Below are 662 nucleotides of genomic sequence, written 5' to 3'. Positions count from 1 at the left end.
TCGCATCGAGCCGGGCGAGGTGGCCGCGCACCTGTGCGGACATGCGTGGGTGCGCGAGGCGGTGGTGGTGGCGCGCGAGGAGCGGGCCGGCGAGCCGCAGCTGGTGGCGTATGTGGTGGCCGCAGAGGAGGCGCAGGAAGCGCAGCTTGCGGCGACGCTGCGCGCGCATCTGGTGGGGCAGCTGCCGGACTACATGGTGCCGGCGGCGTTCGTGCCGCTGGCGGAGTTGCCGCTGACGGTGAACGGCAAGCTCGACCGCAAGGCACTGCCCGCGCCGGCTGACGATGCGTATGCGCGGCGGGGCTACGAGGCGCCGCGCGGGGAGCTCGAGACGGTGCTGGCGCAGCTGTGGGCGGAGCTGCTGGGTCTGGAGCGGGTCGGTCGGCATGACCACTTCTTCGAGCTGGGCGGTCATTCGCTGCTGGCCGTGCAACTGATGGAGCGGCTGCGGCAGCGCTCGCTGGGGATGGAGGTGCGCACGCTGTTCGCGCGGCCGGTGCTGGCCGATCTGGCGGCCAGCGTGGGGCGCCATCAGGAGGTCGCGGTCCCCGCCAACCTGATTACCGCGCACAGTACGGCGATCACCCCCGGGATGCTGCCGCTCATCGGGCTGAGCCAGGCGGAGATCGACCGGGTGGTGGCCACGGTGCCCGGAGGGCTGG

The 662-nt window shown here is 72.8% G+C and carries 1 protein-coding gene; it reads left to right on the top strand.

Annotated elements, in window-relative coordinates:
- Nucleotides 1-662 (top strand): phosphopantetheine-binding protein (locus tag GCT19_RS42415; protein ID WP_152855127.1); only part of this gene is annotated, 662 nt, incomplete at both ends.

The organism is Paraburkholderia atlantica (genome assembly GCF_009362785.1).
Classification (GTDB): Bacteria; Pseudomonadota; Gammaproteobacteria; order Burkholderiales; family Burkholderiaceae; genus Paraburkholderia; species Paraburkholderia atlantica.
The sequence above is the reverse complement of the archived record's forward strand: the minus strand, read 5'-3'. Positions and strand labels throughout refer to the sequence as shown.